The sequence below is a fragment of the Acidiluteibacter sp. genome (genome assembly GCF_055129545.1).
Genome location: NZ_JBSRUB010000014.1, coordinates 50,714 through 64,282, shown reverse-complemented (window position 1 = coordinate 64,282; position 13,569 = coordinate 50,714). Strand labels below are relative to the sequence as shown.

Annotated in this window: 9 protein-coding genes; 3 read left to right on the top strand and 6 right to left on the bottom strand. The window is 34.7% G+C overall.

Going from position 1 to position 13,569, the window contains the following annotated elements; translation table 11 throughout:
• Nucleotides 1-273 precede the first annotated feature (273 nt).
• A complete protein-coding gene (locus tag ACTB0X_RS09165; protein ID WP_463024710.1) occupies nt 274-3,888 on the top strand; it encodes a T9SS type A sorting domain-containing protein in 3,615 nt (1,204 codons plus the stop codon).
• Nucleotides 3,889-4,455: 567 nt separating this feature from the next.
• On the opposite strand, the gene ACTB0X_RS09160 is transcribed toward ACTB0X_RS09165, so the two are convergent.
• The 4 genes from ACTB0X_RS09160 to ACTB0X_RS09145 form a co-directional block, all read right to left on the bottom strand.
• Nucleotides 4,456-5,586 (bottom strand): T9SS type B sorting domain-containing protein, encoded by a 1,131-nt coding sequence (locus ACTB0X_RS09160; protein WP_463024709.1) that lies wholly within the window; start codon nt 5,584-5,586, stop codon nt 4,456-4,458.
• Nucleotide 5,587: 1 nt separating this feature from the next.
• Nucleotides 5,588-6,136, bottom strand: coding sequence for an RNA polymerase sigma factor (locus tag ACTB0X_RS09155; protein ID WP_463024708.1), 549 nt, complete (start codon nt 6,134-6,136; stop codon nt 5,588-5,590).
• Between the two features lie 111 nt (nt 6,137-6,247).
• Nucleotides 6,248-7,303 (bottom strand): ATP-binding protein, encoded by a 1,056-nt coding sequence (locus ACTB0X_RS09150; RefSeq protein ID WP_463024707.1) that lies wholly within the window; start codon nt 7,301-7,303, stop codon nt 6,248-6,250.
• A gap of 27 nt (nt 7,304-7,330) precedes the next feature.
• On the bottom strand, nt 7,331-8,008 hold the full coding sequence (locus tag ACTB0X_RS09145) for a response regulator transcription factor (RefSeq protein ID WP_463024706.1): 678 nt from the start codon (nt 8,006-8,008) through the stop codon (nt 7,331-7,333).
• 277 nt (nt 8,009-8,285) lie between these two features.
• Here ACTB0X_RS09145 and ACTB0X_RS09140 point away from each other — a divergent pair, with 277 nt between their 5' ends.
• Together ACTB0X_RS09140 and ACTB0X_RS09135 are read left to right on the top strand one after the other, a co-directional pair.
• Entirely contained in the window at nt 8,286-9,578 is a 1,293-nt protein-coding gene (locus ACTB0X_RS09140; RefSeq protein ID WP_463024705.1) for a hypothetical protein, read from the top strand.
• Nucleotides 9,579-9,679: 101 nt separating this feature from the next.
• The gene (locus ACTB0X_RS09135; RefSeq protein WP_463024704.1) at nt 9,680-12,571 is read left to right on the top strand and encodes a TonB-dependent receptor; all 2,892 of its coding nucleotides are present in this window, start codon (nt 9,680-9,682) and stop codon (nt 12,569-12,571) included.
• A gap of 76 nt (nt 12,572-12,647) precedes the next feature.
• Here ACTB0X_RS09135 and ACTB0X_RS09130 read toward each other — a convergent pair whose 3' ends face one another.
• Nucleotides 12,648-13,109 (bottom strand): toxin-antitoxin system YwqK family antitoxin, encoded by a 462-nt coding sequence (locus ACTB0X_RS09130; protein WP_463024703.1) that lies wholly within the window; start codon nt 13,107-13,109, stop codon nt 12,648-12,650.
• 133 nt (nt 13,110-13,242) lie between these two features.
• On the bottom strand, nt 13,243-13,551 hold the full coding sequence (locus tag ACTB0X_RS09125) for a carboxypeptidase-like regulatory domain-containing protein (RefSeq protein ID WP_463024702.1): 309 nt from the start codon (nt 13,549-13,551) through the stop codon (nt 13,243-13,245).
• Nucleotides 13,552-13,569 lie beyond the last annotated feature (18 nt).

The following is a 13,569-nucleotide window of genomic DNA, read 5'->3' as shown; positions in this document are numbered from 1 at the left end:
TATTCAATTAAAAAGTATAGAAAATAGCTAATTACTTTCATTTTTAATAATTTTTTCGATTTCTGACTACTTAGCTAATCATCGAATTCAGGTATTAAGTTGAAAAATTCAAACTAATTTTACCCAAAAGAGAATATTTCCCCCCCCCCCTGAAACCCTTTAAAATCCTTGGAACTAAAAATTTAACATAAAATGCTTAACAAAATATAACATTTATTAAACTTTTTAATTTATGTTTGTCATTCAAAGACTTACTACCTAAATTTGTATAGAATGGCATTGAAACTCTCTACTTTTTTCTTATTCCTACTGCTCTTTACGACTTCTTTCGCTCAAACTTTAAATCTAAAGTCTGGAAATTATCCAATAGAATCAAATATTGAAACCATCAGTTATGAGGATTTAAAAGAATCAAAGTACAATGATCACTATTATGTTTACATGCATTTTGATAGACTGCCTGATGAACAAACTAAGTTGGACTTGAAGGGAAAAGGGATTTTTATAGATAGTTATATCAACAACAAAGTTTACTATTGTAAAATCAACTCTGGTTTAAAGCTGAACACTTTGAGAGTCTATTCTGTGAATTCCATATTTACAGTTAAGCCCATCTATAAATTAAATAACCTACCAATTGATTTAGTGAATGGAGCCTACGTTGGAGAAACTTTAATTGATGTGGTTATTCAGACGCATCCCGATTTTAATGAGCAAGATGTAGAGGCGCTTATTCAGAAAGTGAATGGTAAAATAAGTGAAAAGTACGATTACTTGAACCTAACGACACTTACTATTAAAGAGAAAGATATTCTAGGTTTACTTACTCACCCTATGATAAAAATCATTGAACCGAAAGTAACTCAGGAAAAGGAAAACTTAAATCCCAATATCTCAAAAAGTGCTCCTCCTTCTAGAGTTGGCACTCAAACAAACAAATTAAATAAATTGAACTGGCTATACAAACCTAGCAAGGTTGGAAAATCTTATAATGGGAATGGGATTACTATTGCAATAGGGGAGGATGGTTACCCTTGGCCGCACATTGATCTGAAGAATCGGTTGGATACGAACCTAGTGAATAGCCAAATGGGAGCTAAAGCACTTGCAGTGGCAGGTATCAGTGGAGGAAGTGGAAACTTATTTCCCCTGCTTCAAACTGGAGCATGGGGAGCAGACATGAGGTTTTCACTTGGAAAAAATGCCATTTATGACTTGCCGAATTCTATTTTAAATTCTGGAGTTAGTGTGGTTAGTACCACATTATATGATTTTTGTAATCTTGGATACAATACTAATTCACAATTAGTAGATCGGCAATCGAATGATTTTGAAACTGTGAATTATTCATTTTTTGCTGGACATCAAGGCGCTTTCGCCTGTTTTGCAAGAGTGGCAAGTATCGCAGGTGGATTTGCAAGTAGCAAAAATGGAATTGCTTCAACAAATGGTTACGATGCAGTAATCAAAGGCCTTAATGCATATGGACCAACGCTAGATGGACGAATTAAACCTGATATCAGTGTTGATGTGAGTTTTCCATTATATTTAGACACCAACAATGTTTATGAATCCGGTAATTCAAATGTAAGTTACAATGGGATTGAATCAACTTCAATCGTTAATGGAACTTTAGCTATTCTAAGTGAAATGTATATGGATCATAAAAATGGGCAGAAACCTCCGTCAAGTTTGATGAAGTGTATCCTTTTGAACTCTGCTGATGATGATAAATTACACATTGGACCTGATTTTAGGCATGGTTGGGGGTATCTCAATGCTAAAAGAGCTTCAGATGTTTTATTGGGGAATCAATATTTCGCTGATTCTATTACAAATGGATTCAGTAAAACGCATTTTTTAAATATTCCTAATGGGGTTAAACAAGTGAAGGTGATGCTCTATTGGAATGATAAAGAGGCAGCTGTAAACTCGGGTAAAACTTTAGTAAATGATTTAGATCTGACAGTGTATAAAAGTGGCGTGACTCATTTTCCATTGGTTATAGACCTTTCTTCTCCTACTCTTCAGTCACTGTATTTTACACCTGCTGTTCCTGGGTTGGATACTCTAAATAATGTGGAGCAAGTAGTGTTAAATAATCCGAATTCAGGAATATATGAGTTGAGAGTGGCAGGGAGTTCTATTCCACTTGGGCCTCAGGATTACTTTATTGCTTATACTTTTGAATATAAGGATATTGTAATTACTCACCCTTTGCCAGGAGATGTCATGAAACCAGATAATTTTGAATCTTATAGCTGGGAGTCCTACGATACCACTGGATTGTTTAAAATTGAATTGTCAATTGATAATGGAGCCACTTGGCTAAAATTAGCAGATTCAATCCCAGATAATAGTCGAGTAAAAACAATCAACACTCCTGACGTACACACATCTAATGGGATGTTGCGGATTTCACGAAACAACCAAAGTACTACAGTTTCTAATTTTGCAATCATAGATTACCCACGAAATGTGAAAGTACATTCCGTCTGTCCAACGAATTTTAAATTGATTTGGAACAAAGTAGTAGGTGCGACTTCCTATGAAGTCTCTATGTTGGGCAATAAATACATGGATTCCATCATTACTGTTACTGACACTTTCGTCACTCTTCCATATCCGTCTTCGATGAAAGGTTGGTTTGCAGTTCAGCCTAATGTTAATGGGATGGATGGGATAAGGTCATTTGCAATTGAAAAAGATACAACCATCTTCAACTGCACTTTTCCGGACAATTTAGAATTAACCAGATCTGACCCAGGAGGAATCGCAATTTTTGACTGCAAGAATTATAGTAATTACAATATTGGAGTAACGGTTAAAAACAATGGGTTGGTGACTAAGAGTAATCCAAAAGTGAGCTATAGTTTTAACAATGGCCCGATTGTGAGTCAAGTATTTTCAACGTCCATCTTAAGTGGAGATTCTGCTATTTTATATTTTACAAATACGGAATCCATTCTATCTGGTTCAAATTCATTAATAATCTTTTTAGATTCTACCTCCACTTATGTAGTCGATGATACCCTTGATTTTAAGTTTAATTTGTATGTCAATAGCCTAGTTATCACCTCTCCTCACGTTCAAAATTTTGATTCATTTACACGTTGTACTGGTAATTCATGTGAACAAATAAGCTGTAGTTTGAGTCAAGGTTGGATCAATCCTGCGAATATGGTTTGGGATGACATTGATTACCGAATAAATAATTATTCTACACCTACTTTCGACACTGGCCCACCTTATAATCATACCCCAAACAATTTTGCAGGTAACTATTTATACACAGAAGCTACTCAATGTTTTAATAATGAAGCTATTCTTTTGTCACCTTGTATCGATATTGCACCAACTGAAACTGTTGAAGCAAGCTTTTGGTATCACATGTGGGGATCAGATATGGGCGAGTTACACATTGATGTCATTGCAGATGGCATTCAATACAAGGATTACATTGCTCCAATTGTAGGAGCTCAGGGAGGTAGTTGGCTCCAAGCTAAAATGAATCTAACTCGTTTTGCTGGGCAGATAGTCAATATTCAATTCCGAGCGATAACGGGAAATGGATTCAATTCCGACATCGCCATTGATGATTTTGAATTGTCTGATTCCATCACCATCTCGACAGGACTGAATCAAAATTATCAAGCAAGCTACTCGATTTATCCAAATCCATCAGATGGAATTTTTAACATTAAAAGCCAATTCTCTCAAGGCTCAAAAAGTCTAAAAGTATATGACTTAAGTGGTCGTTTGAGACTTTCTGATAGGCTTGTGAATAATGAACACCAAATTGATTTAAGAAGCTTTGAAAAAGGAATTTATATCCTGGAATTAAGAGGAGAGGATAACTCCGAATTTCACAAACTGATTAATCAATAAAAATACCCTCTTTTTAATTATACCTCAATTACTTAGGCAGTGGCCCAAGAGTAGCTTTCCTTAATTAAAAAATATAATTAGCTAATAAAAAGTCTTTTGAAAAATAATATTTGGCTGTAGATTAATATTTAATTTTAAAAAGAGAGCCTTCAAAGGCTCTCAAATCAAGTAAAAATAATCGTCGTGTCCCAAATATTGCTTAAAATGGAATGAATTACTTGCTAAATAAGCGTTAGAAACCTTTTATTGTTGAAAAAATGAAATGTCAATTTTGTGGTGAAAAATACATTAAGAAAGTAAAAAGAAATAGACGACAACTATTTAAATGTCTGGCTTGTCAAAAATCACAACAGTTAATTTATAAATAAAGAAGTTATACCGATACTGACCTTTAGTTAATCGCAAAGCTTAATAATGAAGGTGTGGGTATTCGTTCCATATTTTTGTAACATTTTTTCAGGATTAGACAGATTATACCATCAGAAAAGCCACCCCTGAATCAACGATTGAAAGGTGGCTTTCTCCTAATTTAAATTACTAGGTGATAAAATTTCTATTCGGGGAGCATTAACGTTTTAAGGTTAATGTTCCCTTTTTTATGGCTTCTTTTTTACCTTCTACCTTGTACTTTATAATATAGAAATAAGTTCCTTCGGCTGCATTTGAGCCATCTGCTTTAGTGCCATCCCAAAAGCCAAACTCTCCTTCCCAATTATGAATCTCTCTGGCAGTTTTATCTAAGATAATTACTTCTAATTTTTCAAACTCTCCTTCAATTCTAAAAATGTCATTCTGTCCATCTTGGTTGGGAGTAAAAATGTTAGGAAGGTTCAACTCGAAGTTTGAAGATACTGTAATTTTCTCAGTCGTTATTTTTTGTTTCCCTTCCAGATTAGTTACCACCAATTGTAATTCATAAGTGCCTGCTGATTCTATGGTATACGAACTAGATTTAGTGTTGCTAATGGTTACTCCATTTAGTTTCCACAAGTAGTGGGTTGCTTCATATTCACTTTCAAAGTCAACCTTCATTGGAGCTTCACCTTTAGTAGAATTTACTACAATACGAGATTCAATTGCCTTTACATTATTAACTGTAGTGTTTGGTGTTGGTTTAGACTCTTTTACTGATGTATTTTTCTCAGATTTTATAGCTGTTACTTCAGGTTTGTCAATTGGTTTCTCTTCAACCATTTTAGAATTAGAAGTCTTCTCACTCGACTGATTCTTTAGTTCGCTTGATGAACTAACTTTTTCGACGGTAGATTTCTTTTGACCAATTTGTTTTTCGGCTACTTTCTTTTCAATAATTAAATCTGATGGATTGGTCTCAATGGTTTTTTTAACTGGAGTAATTGGCAATTCTTCTAAAGTAGCCTCTTTGGCAACTTCGTCAGCAAAGTTTTCAGTTGACTCTATCTCTACCACTGGTGTTTGTTCAGTAATTTTAGATCCAGTTTCATTGTTGTTCACTAACACATAGGTGCTAATGGCAGCAACCGCTACAAATGCCGCTACAAAGGCCATTTTAGTTCCTATGCTTAATGTTGATTTGGCGGCAGCAGCGGTTCCGGTTGCAGCAGCAGAAGTTTTAATTCCTGCTTTTACTCCAGCCCAAACTTTATCACCCGCAGGTTTCTCAAAGTTTTTAAACTTCTCTTTGAACAGATTTTCTATGTCGTGATTTTGATTGTTCACTTTATATCGTATTAATTTCTTCTAATTTCTTTTGTAAAAATGATCTTGCTCTAGAATATTGAGATTTCGATGTATTTTCTGAAACGCCAAGTTGATCACCAATTTCTTTATGGGTAAATCCTTCAATGGCATATAGGTTAAAAACCGTTTGGTAACCTACAGGTAATGATTGTATTATTTCTAATAAATCATCTGCTGCTAAAGCCTCAAGGATCACCGTTTGATCAGCCAATAAATAGTTCACCTCATCAACATCCACATGGAACCTTTCATTTTTAATTCTTCTCAAATAATCTAGCGCTGTATTCACTATTATTCTTCGCACCCAACCTTCAAATGAGCCTTCCTTGGTAAAAGTGTTTAATTTTTCAAATACTTTTATAAATCCATCTTGCATCACATCCTGAGCTTCTTCATAGCTTTTTACATACCTTAAAACAACCCCCATCATTTTGGAAGAGTATAAGTTGTAGAGCTCTTCTTGCGCCTTATCGTTTAGCTGAAGGCATCCATCTATCAACTCTTCTTCGGTCATTTCGGTCTTGTGCATTTTCTAGATTATACAGCTTTTTAATAGATGAAATTAAGCAATCAAAGGTTGCATCACATCATAGAAATCGATGAAAATAAATAGAAAATTATGGAGAAGTTAAAAAAGAGGTTACTTTTTGGTTGCTTTTGCTAAAGTAAATGAAAAGGTAGCGCCTTTATCTAAACTGCTTCTAACATTTATTGTTTGCTTGTGAGCTTCAATAATGTGTTTCACTATGGCAAGACCTAACCCTGAACCTCCATCGTTTCTTGAACGGCTTTTTTCAACTCTGTAAAAACGTTCGAACAATCTTGGTAAATGTTCTTCAGAAATTCCATCCCCGTTATCGGCTACTTCCACTAAGATGTTTTCATCGAAATCAAAGAAACGAATTTCAGTTTTTCCACCTTCTTTTCCATAATAGATGGAATTGATAATTAGGTTTGTAAGTACCTGAGTTATTCTGATTGGGTCAGCCTTTACTAATAGAGGTTTATCATCAATTGCTTTTACTACTATTTTGATGTTTTTTTCTTTTGCCTTAAATTCCAATGCGTCTATGACTTCATTCAATAGATCATAGATGTCAATTGTAGAGAATTGCATGATCAATTGAGAAGTTTCTAATTTTGCAATCTCATCAAGGTCGCTTACCATGTCAATCATTCGATCAACCGATTTTTCTGCTCTTTGTAAATAGGGGATATTTATTTTAGGGTCTTCTATTCCTCCTTCTAGTAGTGTTAGGATATATCCTTGAATACTAAAAAGGGGTGTTTTTAATTCGTGAGAAACGTTACCAATAAATTCTCTTCTGAATTTCTCTTGATCTGTAAGACGTTCAATTTCTTGTCGATTCCTCAAATCCCATTCTATCACATCTTTTCTAACTTCTGTCAAAATATCTTTATCGACATCAATCACTTCAAAGACTCCTTTTTTGCGATCTACTTTTAAATTGTGAATGGTTTTGTAAATAATTTTAATCTTTCGGTCGATGAAATTAGTTATCGCCCAAAGAAAAATAAAGTAACAAGAAACAAAGGTTAGAATAAACACTAAAAATGGAAGCCACCATTGAAAGCCATTTGTAGCTGACCATAAAATGGTGACCAGTAGGCATATTATAGCTGAAAGAAGAAGCGAAATGCGTTGTGAAAGCGCTCTAGGTGTGATGTTATTCATTCAGGAAAGGTAAGGATAATCTGGTGTTTAGACATCAAACTTGTAACCAACCCCTTTCACCGTTTTAATAAATTGGTCCCCAAGTTTTTCTCTCAATTTTCGAATGTGCACGTCAATAGTTCTATCTCCTACAACTACTTCTCCACCCCAAACACTATCTAGAATTACTTCTCGAGTGAACACTTTTCCAGGTTTGGACATCAGTAGTGCAAGTAACTCGAATTCTTTCTTTGGTAAATTGAAATCAACTCCATCTTTTGTCATCAAATAGCGTTCTCTATCTATGGAAACACCGTTGGCTTCAAATTCTACCGTATCTTCTTGATTGATTCCTTTTCTTCTAAGTAGAGCACGTATTTTACTTACTAAAACTCTTGGCTTAATTGGCTTAGTAATGTAGTCATCGGCTCCAGCATCAAAGCCTGCAATTTGAGAATAGTCCTCTCCTCTTGCAGTTAAAAAGATGATAAGCGTGTCCTTAAGAGTTGGCATATTTCTCATCTGATGACAAGTTTCCATTCCATCCATCTCTGGCATCATCACATCTAAGATGATTAAGTCCGGTTTTACTTTCTTAGCGATCTCTATTGCCTCTTTGCCATTTGATGCAATATTGACATCAAATCCTTCTTTTTTAAGGTTATACCCTAAAAATTCTAAGATGTCTTGGTCATCGTCTACAAGTAAAATCTTTTCTACGCTCATTATGGTTTCATTATTAGTAGTTACACTTTTGCAAAGCTAACCCTAGCCTTGGCGGTAAATGTTAATTTAAGTTTAAATAATTTGCATATAAAAGTACACCCCATTGTAAGGTTGAATTTCTTTATACCTTAATTAAGTATTTGTGAAAATATCCTATTAACATTAAGTTAAAGTAGCGATAAGTTTTTAATAACGGCTAAAATATGCCGGGGTAACAACACGGGTTCATCTTTGCGGAGTGAAAAAAATCAAATTGAAAACTAATTATTTAAAAAAGATGAAAAATTTAAAATTAACCAAAAACGCATTAGTAGCTGTATTCTTTGCTACTGCAATGGCCGCTACTTTCTCTTCTTGTAAAGATGAAAAGAAAGATGAACCAAAACCAACTGACAATAGAGGAGTCGTGAATATTTGTAGTAATCCTTTAGTGTTTGTGGAAGGGGATATTACTTCTAGTACTACGTGGTCTGCAGCTAATATTTATGTTTTGAACAATAGAGTAATTGTTAAAAACGGTGCGACATTGACTATTGAGGCAGGAACAATTATTAAAGGTGGTGCTGGATCGGAAGCAAATGCTAAACCATTAGTTATTGCACAAGGAGCAAAAATCGAAGCAAAAGGAACTGCTTCTTCTCCAATTATTTTTACTTCTATTTATGACAACATTTGCATTGGTCAGAAAGTAGGTACTAACTTAGATAATGACGCTAAAGGTCTTTGGGCAGGTTTGATTATTTTAGGAAGTGCTCCTATCTCGCCTGCTACAGGAACTACTGCTAGAATAGAAGGTATTCCGGCAAGTGATGCAGAAGGTATTTATGGAGGATCAACTCCTGGTGACAACTCAGGTTCGTTGCAGTATGTTTCTATTCGTCATGGTGGTGTAGAGTTAGTGCCAGGTGGAGGTAATGAAATCAACGGTTTGACATTAGGTGGTGTTGGAAGCGGAACTACAATTAACAACATTGAGGTTGTTGGAAACCTTGATGATGGTATTGAATTCTTTGGTGGAAGTGTAAATGTTACAAATGCTTTAGTAGCTTATCAAGGTGATGATGCTTATGATGTTGATCAAGCATATTCTGGTACAATTACTAATGTTGTTTATATCGCAGGTGCTGATTCTGATCATGCATTAGAAATTGATGGTCCTGAAGGTACAGCTGTTAGTCCTAATAAATTTACAATCTCAGGTGGTAAATTAAAAGGTGCAGGAACTGGTGAGTATGCAGATTTTAGATCTGATGCTAGAGGTACTGTTCAAAATTTATATTTCTTTGGATTTGATGCTTCTGCTGATGTTGAATTAGACAACGATGGAGTTTCTGCAAACTATGCGAATGGTGATTTATTGATGAGCGGTTGTGTATTTAATGCGCCAAATGGAGTTTCTTTAGCTGATATCTCTGCTGATAAAGCAACAACTCCTCCTGCAGGATTTAATTTTGACAATGAGTTTGCTTTAGACCTTAATGTTTTAGGTACTGTAGCGCCATCTTTTGACAAATCTAAATTCTTAGGTTGGACAATGGCTGACAATAAAGGTTTATTGAACGACTTTTAAGACAACGTTAACTATATTAAGTTTATGTAAATAAAGCCCCCTTGCCATTGCGGTGAGGGGGCTTTGTGTTAATATTGCAGTCTCAAAATAATATATATAAGATGAGTGTAAAACATTTACTTTTAGCTGGTATTGCTACTCTTTTAATGATTAATCTAACTGCACAAAAGGGAACTATTAGAGGTACGGTTATAGATGACTTAACAGGAGAAACCTTAATTGGAGTGAACGTTATCATTGGAGGAACCATGACGGGAACTTCTACTGATTTAGATGGGCAATTTAATATACCTGTAGATGCTGGTACTTATACTTTAGAGATTAGCTATATATCATTTGCAAAATTAGTGGTGAATGAGGTGAAAGTGAAAGCCGGTGAGGTGAATGCGTTAGGGAACCTAAGGTTAAAACCTGATGCAATTCAAGCCGATGAGGTTGTTATCGTCGCGTCTAGAAGCAGAAATAATGAAAGTGCCATGGCGACTATGCAAAAAAAGTCTGCCAACGTAATGGATGGAATTTCTTCTCAAACGTTTAAAAAAGTAGGTGATGGCGATGCAGGAGCTGCAATAAAACGTGTAACTGGTGTCACTGTTGAAGGTGGAAAGTATGTGTTTGTTAGAGGATTAGGTGATCGATATACTAAAACGACGCTAAATGGAATGGAAATTCCTGGATTAGATCCCGATAGAAACTCAATTCAAATGGACATTTTTCCAACTAACCTAATTGATAATATTTCAGTTTTTAAAACATTTACTCCTGACTTATCAGGTGATTTTACAGGTGGTTCGGTTGATATAGTTACAAAGGATTTTGTAGATCAAAAGGCGTCAAGTGTTTCAGTTGCCTTAGGCTTTAGTCCGGGAGTAAATCTAAATAGTAATTTTCTTTCCTACGAATCTACCGGAGCTGATTATTTAGCTTTTGGTGCAGGATCAAGAGAAATTCCAATTGATAGAGAAATTGATTTAGCAGGTTTGCAATTTCAAGATCGTCAGAAACTTTCCGATTTAACTTCAGCATTTGACCCTGTGATGGGTACGATGCGGAAGACAAGCTTATTAAATACTAGTTTGGGTTACAGCATTGCCAATCAGATTAATAAAGAGAAGTATACCTTTGGTTATAACTTGGCGGCTAATTATAGTATATCGTATAAATTTTATGATGATTTTACTATTTCTGAATATGCTACAGATGCAAATGATTCGATTAATGCCTTGCGATTAGTGAAGAGAGATTCTGGAGAAGTAGGTCAAGAAGAAGTGTTTTGGAGTGCATTCGCGAGTGGATCTGTAAAGCGAAAGAATACCAGTTTATCTCTAGCTTTTATGCATTTGCAGAATTCAGTTAAGCAGGCTTCATTGCTAGACGCTACAGAAACAGGTTATCCAAGTAATCAACCATTAGATCTTCAGAAGCACGTATTGTATTACAACCAAAGAAGTATTACTAATGCGCTATTAACATTTAAGCAATATCTTCCTGAGAAAAGTTTAGAATTAACATTCAAAACTTCGCCGACATTAGCGTTAAATAAAGAGCCGGACTTCAGGCAAACTGTTTTTGCAATCGATGATCAAGTTGTAAATATTAGTGGGGGTAATGGTGGGTTAGTCAATAGAATTTACAGAAGTCTTACTGAGTATAGTCTTGGTAATAGATTTGATGTGAAATATACCTTTAATCAATGGTCTGGTGAGAAAGCTGTATTGAAATCTGGTCTGGCTTATACCTATAAAAATAGAGATTTTGATGTAATTAGTTACCGAATGGAAGAAGATGGGACTAAGAAAAATTACCAAAGTCTTGACCCCAATGATATCCTAGTTGATGAGAATATTTATAACCCTCAAACCGGAAAAGGAATTAGAGCGGAAGGTGTGGAACAGCCAAATAACTTGTATACTTCATCATCAAATAACCTTGCGGCCTATGCAATGTTAGAGCTACCTATTACTAATATTTTAAAAGTGATAGGTGGGGTTCGAGTAGAACAATTTAGTATAAACTATACTGGACAAAAACAAGTAGTAAATAATCCTGAAACAGATATTTTTAATGATGAGAAGGTGTTGGATGAATTAAATTTCCTTCCCTCTTTAGGTGCAGTGTATACCGTAGCTGAAGATATGAATTTGAGGGTAAATTTCTCGCAAACGGTTGCTCGACCTTCATTTAAAGAAAAGTCTGGGGCTGAGATCATTGATGCGTTGACTGGTCGTTCATTTTTTGGTAACCTAGATGTAAAACAAACTGAAATTACAAATTACGATTTTAGATGGGAGATGTTCTTTCCGAGAGGTGAATTGGTTTCAGCAAGTTTATTTTATAAGCAGTTTAAAAATCCAATTGAAATTGTTGCATACGATCAAACTGCTCCTACTAGTGTTACTCCTAGAAATTCTTCAGATGCTTCTGTTTATGGTTTTGAATTAGATGCTAGGAAAAGTTTAGAGTTTATATCAACCTCTTTAAAGGAATACAGCGTTGGTGCGAACTTCACTTATGTATACTCTCAATTAGATCGTCGTAAGATATTCGCTCCCGGTCCTGATGGCGTTATTGGAACAGATGATGACTTATCTGAATACGACGAACGAGTTTTAAATAAAAGAGAAGGGGAGAAAATTGATAAGTATAGACAGCTTCAAGGGCAGTCTCCTTATGTAGTAAATGTATATGTAGGCTATAAAAATGATAGTTTAGGCTTCGATGCCAATTTAAGCTATAATGTTCAAGGTAAAAGATTGGCGGTAGTTGGAATTGCAAGAAATCCAAACGTTTTCGAGCAACCATTTAACAGTTTAAACCTTAAATTATCTAAGTCACTGGGGAAAGAGAAGAAAGCAAGTGTTAGTTTTACTGCTGAGAATATCTTGAATGATAAACGAGAGAAATTTTATGAAGCCTATAAAACAAATGACGAGGTGTTTTCTAGCTTTACTCCGAATAGATTATTTGTATTGGGATTTGGATATAAGTTTTAACGTTCAATTATAAGAAAAATAAAAAAGGTCGACTCAAATTATTGAGTCGACCTTTTTTTGTTGATTTAGCTTCTGATTAAAAAGTCTTTTCTGAGATTAAATTCTCATTCTCATCCCACATGTACCAGGTGTCTATTTTTTCACCATTAGCATATACCATCTGATATCTCATCTTACCATTCTCATCCCAGATGAACCACTTTCCATCCTTCTGGCCTCCGTTGTAATATGCTTTAGCGGTCATTGTGCCGTTTTCATCCCAACGAATCCACTCACCATCTTTTTGATTGTTTGAATATTTTCCTTGTTCTTTTTTAGCTCCATTCTTATAAAAGTAAACCACTTTACCATCTAATTCTCCTTTGGTGATGTTGTAGATTGCTTTTGTAGCTTTATTCTCAAACTGCTCTTTATATTCTCCTGTGAATGGCTTTCCGTCTTTGGTGTATAGTTCACCTGTTTTTTTAATATTTTCTTGAGCAAATAAACTTCCTAAAGTTATTAATGCTATCCCTATCAGTGCTATCCCTTTTTTCATGATTCTAAAATTATATCCTTATTGATACAAAGATAATAAATTCTTAACATTTAGATAACATTGTAAGAAAGCTTAATATAAAAAAAGGCAATGCTGGTATCAGCATTGCCTTTAATAAAAAGTTTGATTGTATTTATTTTTCGTCTAAAACGATTGTCATTTCATTTTCAATTGAAGTTACTTCTATGCTCTTATCTTCATAAGAAACAAAAGAAACTTTAACCGATTTTCCTGATGTAGTATTGATTTCAAAATTTCCATCAAAATCAGTGTATACTTTTTCATTCATTCCTTCTACAGAAACTAATGCACCTGCAATAACTTCATTATTGGTATCCAATACTTTTCCTTTTACAGTTGTAGTAGATGTGTTTTTACCACCTGCTAATGCGGTGAAAGAAGTTGCTAAGATGATTACTGTTGTTAAAACGATGTTTTTCATAGTTTGTTTTAATTATAA

What these genes read in the sequence shown, in the direction of transcription:
- ACTB0X_RS09155 (WP_463024708.1), bottom strand. Translation starts at nt 6,136, where the DNA reads ATGCACAAGACCGAAATGACCGAAGAAGAGTTGATAGATGGATGCCTT.
- ACTB0X_RS09135 (WP_463024704.1), top strand. Translation starts at nt 9,680, where the DNA reads ATGAGTGTAAAACATTTACTTTTAGCTGGTATTGCTACTCTTTTAATG.
- ACTB0X_RS09140 (WP_463024705.1), top strand. Translation starts at nt 8,286, where the DNA reads ATGAAAAATTTAAAATTAACCAAAAACGCATTAGTAGCTGTATTCTTT.
- ACTB0X_RS09125 (WP_463024702.1), bottom strand. Translation starts at nt 13,551, where the DNA reads ATGAAAAACATCGTTTTAACAACAGTAATCATCTTAGCAACTTCTTTC.
- ACTB0X_RS09130 (WP_463024703.1), bottom strand. Translation starts at nt 13,109, where the DNA reads ATGAAAAAAGGGATAGCACTGATAGGGATAGCATTAATAACTTTAGGA.
- ACTB0X_RS09165 (WP_463024710.1), top strand. Translation starts at nt 274, where the DNA reads ATGGCATTGAAACTCTCTACTTTTTTCTTATTCCTACTGCTCTTTACG.
- ACTB0X_RS09145 (WP_463024706.1), bottom strand. Translation starts at nt 8,008, where the DNA reads ATGAGCGTAGAAAAGATTTTACTTGTAGACGATGACCAAGACATCTTA.
- ACTB0X_RS09150 (WP_463024707.1), bottom strand. Translation starts at nt 7,303, where the DNA reads ATGAATAACATCACACCTAGAGCGCTTTCACAACGCATTTCGCTTCTT.